This is a genomic window from bacterium (assembly GCA_012517375.1).
In the GTDB taxonomy this organism is placed as follows: Bacteria; Hydrothermota; Tepidihabitantia; order B3-TA06; family B3-TA06; genus JAAYVC01.
The window spans coordinates 14684-30817 of record JAAYVC010000040.1; the positions used below are offsets into that span (position 1 = coordinate 14684).

The 16134-nt window shown below is 50.3% G+C and carries 10 protein-coding genes; 4 read left to right on the forward strand and 6 right to left on the reverse strand.

Going from position 1 to position 16134, the window contains the following annotated elements:
- Together GX441_05015 and GX441_05020 are read right to left on the reverse strand one after the other, a co-directional pair.
- Complete coding sequence (locus tag GX441_05015; protein ID NLI98005.1) at positions 1-456, reverse strand: hypothetical protein; 456 nt, start codon at positions 454-456, stop codon at positions 1-3.
- Positions 440-2140: a proline--tRNA ligase gene (locus GX441_05020; protein NLI98006.1), complete on the reverse strand. Its 1701-nt coding sequence runs from the start codon at positions 2138-2140 to the stop codon at positions 440-442. The genes GX441_05015 and GX441_05020 overlap by 17 nt, the downstream gene beginning before the upstream one ends.
- Before the next feature lie 161 nt (positions 2141-2301).
- On the opposite strand from GX441_05020, the gene GX441_05025 reads away from it, so the two are divergent.
- Positions 2302-3756: an O-antigen ligase family protein gene (locus tag GX441_05025; GenBank protein ID NLI98007.1), complete on the forward strand. Its 1455-nt coding sequence runs from the start codon at positions 2302-2304 to the stop codon at positions 3754-3756.
- 314 nt (positions 3757-4070) lie between these two features.
- Here the strand turns inward: GX441_05025 and GX441_05030 are convergent, their stop codons facing one another.
- Entirely contained in the window at positions 4071-4253 is a 183-nt protein-coding gene (locus GX441_05030; GenBank protein NLI98008.1) for a ferredoxin, read from the reverse strand.
- A gap of 110 nt (positions 4254-4363) precedes the next feature.
- On the opposite strand from GX441_05030, the gene GX441_05035 reads away from it, so the two are divergent.
- Positions 4364-6646, forward strand: a complete 2283-nt coding sequence (locus GX441_05035) for a diguanylate cyclase (protein NLI98009.1) — start codon at positions 4364-4366, stop codon at positions 6644-6646.
- Between the two features lies 1 nt (position 6647).
- Entirely contained in the window at positions 6648-7070 is a 423-nt protein-coding gene (locus tag GX441_05040) for a YjbQ family protein (GenBank protein ID NLI98010.1), read from the forward strand.
- Here the strand turns inward: GX441_05040 and GX441_05045 are convergent.
- The 3 genes from GX441_05045 to GX441_05055 form a co-directional block, all read right to left on the reverse strand.
- A complete protein-coding gene (locus tag GX441_05045; protein NLI98011.1) occupies positions 7067-8647 on the reverse strand; it encodes a tetratricopeptide repeat protein in 1581 nt (526 codons plus the stop codon). The genes GX441_05040 and GX441_05045 overlap by 4 nt on opposite strands.
- A gap of 152 nt (positions 8648-8799) precedes the next feature.
- Positions 8800-12966: a tetratricopeptide repeat protein gene (locus GX441_05050; GenBank protein ID NLI98012.1), complete on the reverse strand. Its 4167-nt coding sequence runs from the start codon at positions 12964-12966 to the stop codon at positions 8800-8802.
- A gap of 80 nt (positions 12967-13046) precedes the next feature.
- The gene (locus tag GX441_05055; GenBank protein NLI98013.1) at positions 13047-14468 is read right to left on the reverse strand and encodes a DUF2079 domain-containing protein; all 1422 of its coding nucleotides are present in this window, start codon (positions 14466-14468) and stop codon (positions 13047-13049) included.
- Positions 14469-14731: 263 nt separating this feature from the next.
- Between GX441_05055 and GX441_05060 the strand changes: the two genes are divergently transcribed.
- Positions 14732-16134 (forward strand): hypothetical protein (locus tag GX441_05060; protein NLI98014.1); only part of this gene is annotated, 1403 nt, incomplete at its 3' end.

Genomic DNA, 16134 nt, shown 5'->3' on the forward strand with positions numbered 1-16134 from the left:
CTATCTCCTTTTGAAGAGTTCCTCGGTGGTTAGTTTCACCTGGGCCGAGAGGATCTCGTTGTAGCTGATCCGGCGACCCACGCCGGTATGTGATTCTATCAAAATTCCGTCTTCGTCGACCTCTTTGAGGCTTCCCTCGAACATTTCTTCCTTACCCTTACCCCTGATTTCTACGTTCTGTCCCAGAGCGCTTCGGTAATGCTCGGTTGAATAAAGCCTTCGTTCTATGCCGGGAGTGGATATATCAAGCATGATATCGCGCCATTCATCCCTTGCGGTCTTGAGATTAAGAGAAAGATTCCTGCTGACAGCCTCGCAGTCGCCAACGGATGCTCCACCCTGCTTTTCTATGTAAACCTCGAGCCGGTTACCCTTCAGCTCCGCATGATAGAGCCTGCAGCCTCTTTCCTTGATAACGTCAAGCACGATTCGCTCGAGTTCAGGAGGCAATGCCATCAAGCTTCTCCTTAGCCACGAGCTCTGTAACCTTCGAAGCCGCATCCTCGACCCTGACTGCAATAAGCTCGTTTGTTTTTACTATTTTTATATCCACGTTGCCTTCCTTTAGCCCTCTGGGCCCGACAACGACCCTGAAAGGTATTCCGATAAGGTCGGCGTCGGCGAACTTGGCTCCTGGTGCGATGTCGCGGTCGTCGAGAGCGACTTCCAGGCCTTTAGCGGCGATGGCGTCGTGAAGATTCGCCGAACGCTCGTTCTCTCCTAGCGACACAACCTCGACCTCGTACGGCGCCACCTCTATGGGCCAGGACATGCGTTCCTCTTTGTAATACTGGTCGACCAGGGCAGCCATTGAGCGCTCAATTCCTATTCCGTATGAGCCCATCACTACAGGTCTTTCCTTTCCCTCCTCGTCCAGAACCTTTGCTCCCATAGACTCCGAGTATTTCGTTCCGAGCTTGAATATATGTCCGAGTTCAATTGTCTTCTTTTCTTCAATCTCGCAACCGCATTTAATGCAAAGATCGCCCTTCCTTACAGCCCTGAGGTCAAGGTATTCCCTGATAGTTGCATCTTTGGAAAGGTTTATGCCGAGTATGTGATGGTCATCCTCGTTTGCTCCTGCCGCGTAAGTATCATGCGCTTCAAGACTCTTATCGGCGTATATCTCGATATCGATGCCCTGAGGCCCGAGAAAACCTAAAGAAGCGCCCATGTAGCGTCTGGCTTCCTCGTCCGAAGCGGGCTCGAGTTCTCTTCCGAAGGTTCTCTTGAGCTTTTCCTCGCTCAAAGAATAATCGCCGCGTACAAGCACCAGGAGGGGCTTGCCCATTCTGACATAAAGCAGGCTCTTCACAAGCTGGGAAGGGCTGACGCCGAGAAAGGCAGAAACCTCTTCAACGCTCTTGAGGTTGGGGGTGTGAACCTTTTCCCTTTTAGAAGCCAGTTCATCTGATGGTCTGGCCACAGCCTCTGCGACTTCCGAATTGGCCCTGTAGTCGCAGCCCGGACATACAATGGCAATATCCTCTCCCGACTCCGCCTCCACCATGAACTCCGCCGATTCTCCAGAGCCCATCAGCCCGCCAGAGGCATGAACCATGAAGAAATTATGACCCATCCTCCTGAACGAGCGCGAATAAGCCTCCTCGTTCAACTTGTATGAGCGGTGAAGACCTTCAAAATCAACATCGAAGCTGTATGAGTCCTTCATGGTAAACTGTCGAGTCCTCAACACGCCCCCTCGCGGACGAGGCTCGTCCCGGAACTTCGTTTGAAATTGGTACCAAAGCTGGGGAAGTTCCTTGTATGAACGAAGCTCCTTAGAGGCTATGAGCGCCATAATCTCCTCGTGCGTTGGGCAGAGAGCCATATCCTGCTTTTTACGATCACGCAAACGGAACATATCGTCCCCGAAAGTATCCCAGCGGCCCGATTGTTCCCATATAGACCTGGGAGATAATGCCGAAAGGTGCATCTCCTGGCCTCCAATGCGGTTCATCTCCTCCCGGATTATCGTAATAATCTTTTGAATTACCCTCATGCCCAGCGGTAGAACGTTATAAAGCCCTGAACCTAAAGGTCTTATGAAGCCGGCTCTGAGCAGGAGCTTGTGACTTACGTTTTCTGCCTGGCGAGGGTCTTCCCTGAGCGTCGGCACAAGGGATTTTGAGAACAACATCCAAGGATTATATTGATGATTTCTCACACGTCAAGTGTCATTATTCCAGTGAGTTATTACATCAAGAGCTTCTCTTTCGCTGGTATGTCAAATTGACAATAATAATTTGCTAAGTAAAGTTAGAGTTTGGTCATGAGAAAGATGATATCCAGGAACGACAGGTGATTAAAGCGATAGCTGGAAGAGTCAATCGCGTTTCGAGGGAACCCTTGTGGGTCGCTTTAGCTTTGGTGGGCACTTTAGCGCTCAGCCTTACTCTAGGTTGCTTGTTATCGGGTATTAAAGGCTTAATCGTAGCGCTCTTACCTGTTGGCCTTCTTGTCGTTCTGCTTTGCTTGTATAATCCGTATCCTTTCTGGCTTGCTTATTTCTTCTTGATACCATTTTCGTATATTCTTGCTGACTATTTGCCTATGGAAAGTTTTGTTAGATTCGCAGGGTTGTTTCTGACTGCATTATCCATACCCTCTATCCTTGCATCCAAACGTTCAGGCAGTTTTGTCATTACTCCTCTTGGCGCATCCCTTATCTTGTTTTTGACAGGGTGCGTTCTCTCCCTTCTGGCTTTCTATGATCTGGAAAATTCATTTATGGGCGTGGGTCTTTTCTTCGGGAATGTTTTGTCCTACTGGGTATTCATAAACATCTTGGGTGGCGAAAAACGGGTTAAAACGGTGGTCAACATATTTGTTGTAAATCTTGTCATCCAATGCGTAATAGCCCTTGCTCAAAAACTCACAGGGGTAGCGGTATTGAGAGCGACAGGAACTCTAACAGATCCCAACTACTTCGGGTTCTGGCTGCTTCCCTTTCTTTGCTTCTCCTTCTACTATGGAGTAGCCGCAAAGAATAAGTGGCTTAAATTCTTATACTTCGGCGCATATGCTGTAATGACGCTAACCCTCCCCTTAACCTATTCCAGAAGCATGCTTATCGTACTCTTGCCGACTCAGTTCATCCTCTACTGGAGACAAAGAAAGCTTCTCCTGTTCTTTGCAGTGTCGATTGTCGTTGTATTTCTTCTCTATCTGGGATTCAAGGACTTCTTCTCAGGAGGCTTAACACTATACAGTTTTTTGAGAGGAGCCAGGGCTGCCTCTGTAGACTGGCGGGGCTATTTTGCTTTAATTTCTCTCAAAATCTTCTGGGACCACCCTCTTGTTGGCATTGGAGCGGATTGTTTCCGATGGGTTTTTGCTTACTACTCGACTACAAGTGCGGAAAATTATAACCAGGTTATACACAATACATATTTAGAGATTCTTTCCGGTACAGGGCTTGCCGGTTTCGTTCCGTTCCTCGGGGCGCTTTTCTTCTCCTTTAGAAATTTCTGGCGTTCGCGTAAACACTATGAAGAGAAGAATGACCGCAGCCGTATGTTAGAGATGGAGGGGTTGTTTGTTGGGTTTGCAAGCTCGCTCATGGCTCATTTTTTCCTCTCGACTCAGCATAATATAACCCTTTTTCTCTTTATTGCCTTTTCAACGATAGTTGTAAACTACTCTATCAATACCGATAACAATTCGGTAATTAAAAGGATTTCGGCGAACGGCGTAATCACATCAAGAACCAGGAAGAGAAAAGTACGTTCTTCTAAGAAACCAACACAACACTAAAAAGGCGTCTTTAAGAATTTTTGTCGCCGCTTACAATATTTACTCCTGAATTATTAAAAAGGGTAGGGTAAGGTGAAAATTATTAGAAAACCAGATATGGGATGGAGATTAAAGAGCAGAAAAATACTTTATACGATACTATATCTTAATCAGATTCAGGGGACTTGACAGGTTGTTGGTGATGACTATAATCTAAATAGCCCTCCTCAGAAACACCTCCTGTACCGCCCCCGTCCGGGGGCGGTTTTCTATTGGAAAAAGGAAAAGGCGGGATTCGATTCCCCGCCTTTAAGAATTTCTCGATACTTATTAAGTTATTCTATCGATATGGCCTGTGTGGGGCAGGATTCAGACGCTTCTTCGCAGCACCCTGCGTCTCCGCAGTCTGCGCCTGCAACTATGGCGGCTTTATCGTCCTTCATCTCGAAAACTTGCGGGCATATGTCTGCGCATACTCCGCAACCGATGCAGGCTTCAGAGTCAATTTTCACCTTCATGTAGATGCCTCCTTGGCAGAATAATAAAGTATACTTTCCTTGGCGGATATGTCAACATTCGTCCCGAACGCCCGATATTGACATGTTGTTTTAATAGGTTAGACTCAAACGTGAGCAAATCCTTTGAAGATTTCAGAAGCGAGGCGAATAAGGTTCTCAAGCCTCTCGGTGCGGAGCTGTCCGGCGTGCTCTTTAATTTCAGCGAGGAGGTTTTCGTGTCGGCCGCACACGGCACAGATATGGATTCGCTAGCAGAGGTTCTGGGCAAGGCAAGGGAAAAGATGGTTGACGGAAAACTGCTTCTAGGGCTTGACGGCTCCGGAGGCAGGCTTATCGCCGCTGTCTCATTCAAGAAAGACGCTTCAGTAGCTCCTAAGGATATTTCAGGCCTGCTTAGCTTCCTCGTTCGCAACATATTACTGGAAGAAGAAAGGGACCGCGACGGCCTTACGGGTTTTCTCAAGAAAGAAGCTTTCAGAAACAGGATGCTAGAGATTGCGCTTGCCGTAAAGAATTCGCCAACGGATACATCCCGGGAAAGGAAGGGAAAAAGCCCTTCGCTGTCCTTCTTCCATCTCGATCTCGATCATTTCAAGGAGATAAACGATACGCTGGGTCACCGCTTCGGAGACGAAGTGCTGCGCTCCTTCGCGCGCAAGGTTCGAGTCTTCTTCTCACAGACCGGACAGGCCGAGGTTCTAATGTCAAGACTCGGCGGAGAGGAGTTCGGGGTCCTTGTGCCTTATCATTCGGCTGCCGATGCCTTGACGCTGGGTGAGAAGCTTTGCGAGTTCATACGAACCTCGAAGATACCGACGCCTGAGGAGATAGAGCGTTATAGGAGCGCGAATCCTGAATTCAAGACCGGCTTGTTGCCCAAGGTGACTGCAAGCATCGGCGTTGCCACGGCAGACAGCGCCGTCATACTGCGAGTTCCGCCGGAGGCGCTCGCGGGCGAACTCGATCAGTTGTACGAGAGAGCGGATGTCGCCACATACGTCGCAAAGAAGCTCGGAAGGGACAGAATTATTGCCTTTGAACGCATACTTGCCGAAGGCGGAACGGTGCTGGACTACGATGAACGAACAGGCATCACGACAATCGACCTCGGAAGCGATGCCGGAGTGGACGTAGGAGACGTGTTCAGGGTCTACGACAACCGCAAGTTCACCGGCCGCGAACCGATAATCCAGCCGGGCTCGCAGAACAAGGTCATCGGCTATTTCCCGCGGGTCGTTCTGGGCGAATTGGAAATAATTCTATGCCAGCCGCAGGTCTCATTCGCCCTGCGCCGCAGCGCCGATTTCTTCATCCCTTCCCAGGGATTTCTTCTCGAATGGGTGACGCCCTCTGAACGCGGCAAGAGGACGCTTGCCGACAGGCGTTCGAGGGACCGCAGGAGGGACAGATTCATATCCCCCCGTTCGCTGTTCGAATCCAAGCTGCGTGAAAGCCAGGCCAGCGAAAAATTCACACTCGTGCTTTTCTACCTGGATAATCTATCCATAATACGCGAGCAAAGGGGGTCCTCGGCGGTAAAGGAGCTCTACAAGGACATGGCGGCTGAGCTTGAGCGCCTTACAGTTCCCGGAGACGTGGTGAGTTCTATTTCGAGCGAGTTTCTGGGTTTTCTGCCCTCATCCCTTGAGGCAAAGGGTGTGGCTGACAAGATAGGGGAGATGAAATCCGCCTTTTCCGCAAGGGAGAAAGTCACATTCAGCGCTGTCGTATACGACGCATCGAAGGATAAGCTTGACAGGACGCGCTCGCTCGATATTGCAAAAAAAGGAGCAGAAATAGCGCGTTTCAAGGGCGTCGATCAGGTTCTCTTCATAGATCCGCAGGCGCTTCTGACCAAGCTCTTCTTCTATCACGAGCACGGCGAATCCGACAAGGTTGTTCAGGAATTCCAGGAGCTTTCATCCCTGGGTTTGTCGGACGATAAAGCCTTGCTGTGTTACGCCGAGTCCCTGAGCTATCTGGGTCGCAGGGAAGAAGCCTTCGACGCGGCGAGGGATTACTTGGAAAAGAATCCGAAAAACCTCGAGGCGCTCGAGGTTACGGCGTCGACGGCTTTTGAACTGGGCCGATTCGGCGAAGCGGCAAGGGCATATGAAACCTTGAGCGAAAGCAAAAAGTCCGCGCTTTCACCTTGGCAGTGGCGCGATTTCGCAATCGCTCTTCTTTATCTTGGCGAGCCGGATAAGGCGTTAAAAAATCTTGAACGCGCGCTCGAGGGCGATCCTACCGACGCATCCGCAATATATCACAAAGGCGAGGTGCTTTTCGCGCAAGGCCAGAAGGATAAAGCGCGTCAGGAGTTTATGAGGGCGTTTGAGCTCGGCTACCGCGAGCTGAGTCCTCAGGCGGCAAAGCTTCTGGGCGAGGGCTAGTTTGGGCGTCTATTCCGGCAGCATCCGCCTTAGGACAGAAGGATTCTCGGATATTCACGATATAACCTCCGATTTGACTCGAATCCTTGAGGAAAGCGACTTAAGACAAGGAATTCTTGTGGTAGCACTCAGGGGCTCCACGGGCGGGATTACGACCATCGAGTTCGAGCCCGGTGTTCTCAAGGATTTCTCGGAGCTTCTGGATAGACTTGCGCCGCAGTCAAAGCCGTACCATCACGATTCGGCATGGGGCGACGGAAACGGGTACGCGCATCTTCGTTCGTCACTTATCGGAACGTCTTTTACGGTTCCGTTCCAGGAAGGCAAGCTGCTTCTGGGAACATGGCAGCAAGTTGTATTCATTGATTTCGACAACAGGCCAAGAGAACGTACGCTCAACGTCCAGCTTGTGGGTGAGGGCTAGCGAAATCTCCGCCAGGCTTTTATTATTTCTCTATTGAAAGCCACGTTTTCTAAAAACCCCTTTCTTGCGGCCGGGTCAAGGATACCTTCCGCCCTTGAGGAGACTTCGCTGTAGAGCCTGTCGATTATCTCGCGGGCTCGGGCCTTCTCTCCCATCCTTTCAAGAATGCTGAAGTGCAGAAAATTGAGTTTGCCGCCGCCGCCCTTGTCCCGGACTGCTTCGTCGATAATTGAAAGCGCCTCTTCGAGATTCCCCGTTTTAAGCTCAATCTCCGAGCAGAGCCTTGATATCTCTGCGTCGAACCCCTCAAGACCGTACGCCGCGGCATGGCTTCGGGCTTTTTCTATGAAATCCCTGCCTTTTTTGCAGTCTCCGGTCAGAATATGATGTTCAGCGATGTCAAGGAGTGCGTCCATATAAAGCGTTCGCGCATCGGTCTCTTCAAAGATTTGAAGGGCTCTTTCGAGAAGCTCGCCGGCCCTCTCGTGCTCACCTTCGATATCGTACAAAGCCCCCAGTTTTATCATTGATAACGCTTCGCTTTTCAAGCCTCCGACCTCTGTTGATATCTCGATGGAATGCTCTTCGAGCTCGATGGCTTTCGCGTATTCGCCAAGTTCTGAATACACGCTCGCGAGATTTGAGTAGTGCTTTGCGACAAGCGGACGTTCGCCTGTTTCTTCCGAAAGGTTGATGGACGTTGTCAGGTGCTGGATGGCTTCTTCGTAACGACCAAGCGCCCGCTCTATGTTGCCGAGGGTGTCCAGAAGGGTGCTTTCGCTGTGTCTGTCTCGGATCTCGCGCGCGGTCGCAAGCGCCTGCTCGATATAAGACAATGCCTCATCGTAGAGCCCCATGTTCTTTGAAACGATGGCGAGATTTCCGAGCGTGGTCGTCTCCCTTTTTTTATCCCCGGTTCTTATAGCGCCTTCAAGCGACTCTTTGAAGGAATTCCTTGCAAGCTCGAACTGCCCCATGTATTTGTAAACGATTCCCATCTGACCGGAAAGACGCTGTTCAGATTGATAGTCCGAGGCTTCGCGGTAAAGTTTCCTTGCTTCCTCGATATGCTTCAAGGCCAGCTTGAAATCGCCCCGGCTCTGATAAAAATCGCCGAACCCGCTCTGGACGGACGCCTCAACCAGCTTGTTGCCGGACTGGCTCGCAATGGCTAAAGTGCTTCTCAGTTTGAGAAGCACCTCATCCAAATCGCCGAGAGCCTGCATTGCCCTGGCAACCAGAAGCTTAATGCTCACGGTTTCATCCACTGGCAGTCTGTTCTTTTCAGAAAGCTCCTCGGCAGCCTGGGCGCGTTCGAGGGACACGGGATAGCTGCCAAGCGCGTAGTGATATGAAGCCTCCCTCACAAGAACCTTGATGACTCTTGAATCGACACCTTTAGCGAGCCTTGAAAGCTCCTTCAGGTCTTCTGCCTGCTCCTTTCTTCTTCCTTCAAGTCCGTAAAGCCTTTCGCGCTCAAGCAATATCTCGAATAGAAGATCGTCATCGTCCGGGTTCTTCCTGGAATAAAGGCTTTCTATGGCTTTAGCGTACAGTTCAATTGCCTTGAGATTCAAATGTTTACTGATTGCCTCTTTGGCATCAGCGAGCAGGGTTTCGACTGATTCTATAGCATCCTCCTGAAAAACGTATTAAGCATACAAATCGCGAAGGCTTTGTCAATCCTTTCTTCTTTGTTCTTGATGCTCAATTTAAGGGCCTGGACAGGTTACTTCCTGGAGTGCTTCTTTTTAGAGCCGAGTCCGTTCCATGCCTGCGCGACCTCCCTGTTCAATCGAACGTTTTCAAGATAGCTTTTCCTCAGGTTTTCATCCTCTATTCCATCTGCCTTCCTTCTTATCTCGTCATAGAGACCGGTAAGTATTTCCGCCGACTCGGTCGTCTTGCCCAAAGCGTCCAGAATCCTTGCATGAGTGAATGAGACAGCTGGGTCAGAGACATTTTTCTCCCTCAGCAGATTGAAGGCTTTGCTTGAAAGGAAGAAGGCTGAACTCGGGTTGCGTGCCGCAAGCTCCCTCTCGGCCATCACCCTCAGAGCCGAGGCCTCGAGCATGAAGAGCCCCTTCTTTCTTGCCTCGTTTAGCGCCTTTTCGATATTAGTTTCAAAATTTTTTGCATCCCCTGTGCGTAAGAGAATCAGACACAGTTCTATAAGGGATTCGATGTAAAGAGCCTCTGCGCCGGTATCATTGAATATCTTGATGGCATTGCGCATAGCAACCAAGGCTTTGCGGGCGTCCTTCTCCGATTCAAAGCTTGCTATCTTCATCGTCGACAGAGCCTCGCTTTTGATAGCGCCTATTTCCTTCGATATCGCAAGAGAGCGCTCCTCCAGATCCCTTGATTTTGCGTAGTCGCCTAGTTCGGAGTATACGTTTGCCAGATTGGATAGATGTTTGCTTTCAAGCGGTTTCTCGCCGGTCTTGCCGGTTATCTCTATCGCCTCGGAGAGGTTCCGGATGGCCTTCTCGTAGTGACCGAGCGCCCTTTGCGCGTTGCCTATGGTATCAAGAAGCGAACCTTCGCCGTGAAGATCTTTGATTCGCCTGGCAATCTGGAGCCCCTTCTCGCCGTAATCGAGGGCTTGTTCGTAGTTGCCCATGTTTTTTGATATTATGCTGAGATTGCCCAGGAGGGCAACTTCCCTTCTTCTGTCTCCAGTTTTGACAGCCAGATCGAGCGCGGTTTCATACGAGGAACGGGCTTGTTCGTAAAGACCCAGATATTTGTAGATTACCCCGAGTTGTCCTGCAATACGCTCCTCAGCGGTAGCGTCGTTGGCCAGTCTGAATAGTCTTAGAGCCTCGTTGAGCGATTTCAGGGCTTCCCGGTAGTTGCCCTGCTGCTGCTGAAAACTTCCGAACTCGGCCGCAACCATTGCTTCAAGATTATGCAAGTTCTGTTTAGCAATAATGGTTTTAGCCTTGCTTAACCGGTCGCGTGCCTCGCCGAATCGTCCAAGGGATTGAAGAATCCGGCTCAAAGTTATGAGAACATGAATAATTTTTTCTTTTTTCTCCTCTTTCTCGAGGAGTTCTTCCGCCTTTAATCCCTTTTCAAGAGCGCGGGCGTAATTACCGGTCGTATAGAAATAACTCGTTTCTCTCGAGAGTACGGTTCCGAGCAATGATTGATCCTCCAGGGAAAGGGCAATCAGGAGAAGGGACTTAAGGTCCCTCGCTTGCTCGTCTCTTCTTCCAAGGAGTCCTTGTATCCTTTCTCTTTCCAGAAGAAGCTCGAAGCGGAGATAGAGATCTTTTTTCTCTTTCAGGCGCGAGAGATGTTTTATCGCCTCTGAGTACTTGGCGAGCGCCTCCTCGTTTGCATAAAGAGAGGCCGAGCGTCTTGCGGAATCAGCAAGATATTCGATAATCTTTTGTTCATCCCTTGTGTGGGAGTAATGCTCGAGAATCTGATCGGGCGACAGCGTTTGTGATTCAAGAAGCTGCGCCAGTTTTTCGTGATATATCCTTCTGTGATCGAGCGGCAGGGTTTCGTACGAAACATCACGGGTCAGCGAGTTCTTGAATTCCCAAAGAACATGAGGTTTCTTTTCAGACCTCGAAATCAGTCCATGATGCGCAAGAAGGCTGAGCTGTCTTTCGAGGGCTTCATTGTTGGCAATTTCCTGTATCCGGTTGAGCAGCTCGAATTCAAAGCTTGAGCCTATAACTGCCGCCGTACCTAGTATGCTTTTGGCTCTGTCGTTCAGCAAATCGATCCTTGCCGAAATTACGCGCCTTATATTCGGGGGCAATGAGACGAAATCTGAGTCGGAGACAAGGACGACTTTCGAGTCCTCCATCTTCAGCGCGTTCCGCGACTCAAGAAGCTTTACGTACTCCTCAATATAGAGGGGGTTGCCTTGCGATGCGTCCCAGATTCTTTCGATAAGAGCGGAGTCGATATGTTTGGTCCCAAGCCTCGAGTAAAGCATGGAATTCGTTTCTTCAGCGCTGAGTGGAGAAAGCGGGATTTCTGAATGTATTTCCTTTTGTTGCCATGGATAAGCTTCGCTGCCCGGTCGCGCGAGCATTAAAAAAAGAATCGGAAAATCGGGCATCAAATCCATTAACTCCGAAATTAGGTCCCTCGATAGCGAATCCGCCCACTGGGTGTTGTCGAAAATGACGAGAAGGGGATTTTCTCCGGCGAAGTGCGACACGAGCTCAAGAAGCATTGCGAAAACTTTCTGTTTTCTTTCCTGGGGACTCAAAGATCGCGTGAAATCGTTATCCTCAGCCTCAAGCCCCAGAAGCGATGCAAGCAGCGGAGTCCAGTCGGGCCGCTCTATTGAACGCATCGCTCTTTCAAGCACCGGAAGTTCCAGTTTGTTCTTCCCTTCGGCAAGAAGCACCCTGAATAAATCTATCCACGGGAAGAACGGTACTGCTTTCCCGGAGCTTACAGCCCTGCCTCCTGCAACCGTAAAAGCCGCCTTTCTTGCTCTTTCTGCAAACTCCTGTGCAAGACGGGTTTTTCCCATTCCTTCGTCGGCCGATACCGTCACGCTCAATCCGCTCTTGGTCTGAATAACGCGTCCCAGAACGTCGAACAGAAGATTAAGCTCCTTTTCTCTGCCAACCATCCTGGTGTCAGGAGGCTTAAGCCAGTCAACGTCGATTCTTCGTTCTCCCAAAAGAAAGAGCTCGCACGTATCTTCTCCGCCTTCGGTCCGCACTTTCGCCGAGTTGAACATCGACTGCACCTGTTCCCTGACCTGTTTTGTTACAATAATCTCGTTGGTTCCCGCCTTATTCATCGCCTCGAACGCCGCCTCAACCTTTCGGCCCGCAACGGTAAAGGTTTTGCGCGTAGCTCCGCCTATAACGGATGAAAAGATAAAACCGGACGATATCCCTATCTTTTGATGAACCACGGACGTGGAGGACACGAGCTCTTTTGCGGCGAGCGCCGCTCTCTTTTCATCATCCTCGCTGGCCATGGGAATTCCGAAGATACCCGTTATTATCGCGCCTTCATTCGAGGGCTCGAATCTTTCCACGGTTCCGCCGAATTTTGCTATAATCCTAATGGTCCGGCTCACGAATTCGTTAAACGATTTGAACTCCGTATCAAGGTTGGAGAATTTCACGCACATTATGGTTCCGTAGCGGTAGTCCCCGGGCAGCCTTTTTTCCTCAGGCATGGTCGAGAGCCGCTCAAGAAGCCATTGAGGCATGAAAAGCTCAAGACCCTTGCCCACGTCCTCCGGAAGTTCGGGACGCTCAGATGGGGGTGAGGGTTTTGCTACGTCCACAAGCTCAAGACCCATCTCTAGATTCTTCAACTCCACACTCTCGTTCAGATCATTAGAGAACGAACGCTCCACGAACACGCTCATCGGTCCTTGTGCCTTTGCAGTCCTTAATACGAAATCTACAGGTTCGCCCAGAAAGAGCCTGCAAAGTCTTGTTTCATTGCCTAGTCGGAAGTCCTTAATCCTTCCCGATGATAATGCCATTCGTATTTGGGTCTTCGCCTTGTCTTTTGAATCCTGGAACGCCTGGGTTTTTTTCAGCCTTTCGAGTATTTGCTTGCTGCATGTGAGAGCGGACAAACGCGTTTCTGTAGAAACACCTTTGAATTTGACGAGGGCCGAGTGCAGGGAAAAAGCGACAACCACTCCGCCGTACTCCTCGGAGGTTTTGATGAAGGTTTCGAAGAAGCCGTTTACAATCCTTGTGAAGTCATCAACACCCTCCGCGCCCTTCGAGGAGAGCTTATCTGCAAGCGCGTCGAATCCGGATAACTCCGCAAAAAGCAACGTATGCTCGGCCTCGATTACGCCCTGAGAGACTGTTTCGCCCTTGCGGGGATAAAGGTCCTGGGCTGCAAAAGGTCTCAGCCGAAGTCTTGTCTCTTTGCGGATCAAATTCCCTCCTTATAATCCAAATGCCATTAATTCGCTTCCAAGTAATGCTTTCCTATAGATTAATAAAAGTAATATGTTTGTCAATCCGCATTTTTCTCAACAAGAACGAGACCCTCTTCTGAATACACCCTCCTGTACCCTGCCGAAAGTCTTTCCAGCTCCTCATATCTTGCACCCCATGTAGCAGGATAAATGTTAGCCTCAAGGTCGACAAGTATGAACCTTGCATCATCAGTCTCAGGGTAAAGCCTCACGTTCCTGCGGTTAACAAGATGGGGAGCAAGATTGTTGCTTACGGCAACCGACGCCGTATCCGGAATCATCTTTATTACACGGTACGTGTCCCTGATTCTCTGAGTATGAACGCCCTGCACGAAAGGGTTCGGAAAGCGCATTACTGCAGACGGAATGGCGAGCGCTGCCAGAAGCCACATAATCCCCACGCGCACTTTTCCGGCTCCCTTAATCATCGAAAAGAAAAGCAGGGGAAGGATCCCGGCAGAGTACTGCCATGTCAATGCCATCTGGTGCGGGTAGTCCGATACAAGCTGGGCAAAAAGCAAAGGAAGCACGAGCAGGACCTCCCAGCGTGCAAGGGCTAATGAGCCGACTGATGCCGCAAGGAGCGCTATGGTCACGAGGGTCTCAGACCTTGCGAAGACCTGCGTCAGCACAAGCCAGGGGTTCTTAAGAAGCGTCCCCATAATCTCAGCGCTGCTAGAACCCAATACCTGATAGTGCAGCGAGATGAGAGGGGTCTGTCCCTGAGCGTGGAAGTGCGGTATCACCAGAGTCAGCACAAAGGGAAGCCAAGCAAGTCCGACTACAGCCATCAGGCTTCCCATTAACCACTTCCTCCTCGCAAGCGCGTATATCCCCAGCGAGAACACCAGTAGCCCCATGTCCTCCTTGAGGGCGAGAAGGCAAAACGCCGGCAGCAAGCCAAGCAAATACTTAGTATTTCCCTGGGGACGCCCCCTCCCCGTCCCGCCCCAATTCAGCTTGACGCCTATATCCTTATTGTACCCCTCGCTTCTCTCCATCAAGAAAAAGAACAAGAGGACGAGTGGTATCGCGAAAATCTCCGGGTGAAAATCGTAGCAAAGCACGTTGTGCAGGAATGGGTTGGCAAGGAAGAGCGCTATCAGCGCCACATGCTTTCTTTTGTCCTCCACCAGCCTGTCCATCAGCAATACGAACAAAAGCAAGCCTGCGCTCGCTGCCAGAGCCTGCAGCAGGCACAATAGGAGCGGATTCGGCCATATCCAGTAAAGGCCTGCAAGAAGATAGCTTATGGGGTGAAAGTGACCGGAAAAGCCGTGCAGATTGTTGAGCGAGTCCCACACCCGACCCTGGAACGCCATGTTGTAGAGTATGCTTGCGCGTATGCCGAGGTCGTATGCGTAGGTGTTGAACGTGAGATGCTGAACGGTCTTGTATCCTGCCAGTATCGCGAACACTATTCCCGAAAACGCAAACAGGCGGGACTTGCTCCACGTCATCGGGCTTGCTGCTCCTTTGGTTTTTGACTCATCCCCTTAGCATACTGGAGCTTAGAACGCTGTCAATCGCATTGACGGCGTTAATGCTTAGATTTTTTGGCCCTCCTCTGATGCTTGACACAACAGACTTGATTGTTAAAATGAATTTGAACATAAGGAGGTTGTAATGTCTCAGCTAAGTCTTTTGGTTTTGACACTGTGGCAAGGCGTATTGGTCGATCCCTTTCCCTCTTGCCGAGGCAGCCGCCAAACACCACCAGATTATGTTAAGCGCAGCAATGGCGCCTGACGGCCATTTCGCCGTTGCCTGGGTGGATAGCGCTTACGATTCCACGTGGCGGCCTGACCGTTCAAGGCTGGACCTCTACATTCGCTTCTTCGACAAGGACGCTAACCCACTGACGGACGCATACAAGATTCCGAAGATACTGGACACGACATGGGTCAATTGTCACGCCCTTGATATGGACTCTGCCGGCAACACAGTTCTCGTTTGGGTTGAGGGAAGAACTCTAAGCAATACGAAGCTTTCCAAGTTAAGATTCATCAGTTTCACACCTGACGGAATACCTGCAGGTACTCCAAAAACACTATACTCGGATTTGGATTTGGATCGCCCTCTTTCAGTGAGTCTCTCGAACAACGGCATGTTCGCTATGAGTTTTGAAACGAAGCTTAATGACAGCAGTGGAAGATGGATACAAAGACTTGACTTACATGGGAATTCCTTGAACTTTCCTTTTATTGCCCATGATACTTTACCTGATAATTTCCCCGGTCTTTATACGATGGCCAAAGTTGCAGTAAACGAGTCCGAAGATGTAGTCATAACCTGGCTTCACTTTATCGAGTCCGGACATAACTATCCATTATACCAGGTATTCGACGCCGACGACTACCCGATGGATTGGGCACCTTTAGGCCATAGGGTTGATAACGCTGACAGTCTTGCAGGCGCATGCAGTCCATACCCTTACTGGTTAGATAACGACCGCTTCGTAGTGTTCTGGACCGATTACCTTGCTCCAAGACCTACGCCGAACTTACCCTGGCTCGCACGCGTATTCGACGATCGCGGCCTTGCGCCTCAGCCTATTCGTACTGTCATGTGGGGCGATTCCCTGCATACGGGCTCCCCTTTAACACCCTTTTCTATGGATATATCATCTGCTAATAAGTTCAGCTGCACGTACAACAGGTCATACTGGTACCCAATAGATACGCTTTGGCCTCAGAGTCATTCTTGGGAGCACCAGGTTGGTTTTCTGGGAGGAATAGTAGGCAACGAACCCTGGCGGAATACCACAGTTTTTGAGTACAGTCCTGCTTACGGTTCAGATACGGTATGGAGTATGATATGGGACTCGAGGTACAGTTTTCGACTGTACTTGCAGGTTCCAGCTGTTGCCTGTTCCGATGACCGTATCGTGTGGGTGTACACGCGCTTTCAGACGGACACGGTGTTCGAGGCGTACGCCATCGTCTCCGATTGGGACATGGGCGTCGGCGTCGCAGAACCCGTAACACCCATAACACACCTCGAGATAGCCAACCCGATTGGAAGTTCGATTACCCTGCGCTACTCCAACTGCCCGAACGGTTTCCGGGCATCCGTCTATGATGCATCAGGCAGAAAAATCGACATTATTGAATCTTCGGGCGAGTC